Source organism: Pseudomonas sp. 43(2021), from assembly GCF_017490805.1.
GTDB lineage: Bacteria > Pseudomonadota > Gammaproteobacteria > Pseudomonadales > Pseudomonadaceae > Aquipseudomonas.
The window spans coordinates 1-246 of the sequence record NZ_JAFGYJ010000648.1 but is presented as its reverse complement, the minus strand read 5'-3'; the positions used below and the strand labels follow the sequence as shown (position 1 = coordinate 246).

The following is a 246-nucleotide window of genomic DNA, read 5'->3' as shown; positions in this document are numbered from 1 at the left end:
CTGAATATGTGCAGGGGCTGCAGGGCAGTGCGCTGGATGACGACAAAGTCGACCGGCTCAGTGACCTGATGGCCGAGCTGGAGGGGTTGTAGGGTTAGGGTTTCGCCTTGAGTTTTGCGGGGCGGCGCTCGATCTACGCCTCACCGCAAAACCCCCGACATGCGCTACCGCTTGCCGAGAATCTTCCCAAGCAACTCCGGCCGTGGTGCGCCTTGCTGGCTCTGCAGGTTGCCCTGGTCATCCTGA

At 61.8% G+C, this 246-nt stretch carries 1 pseudogene; it reads right to left on the bottom strand.

Going from position 1 to position 246, the window contains the following annotated elements:
• Window positions 1-164 precede the first annotated feature (164 nt).
• Window positions 165-246, bottom strand: a pseudogene (locus tag J5M71_RS29115) (thiol:disulfide interchange protein DsbG); the annotation flags it as partial.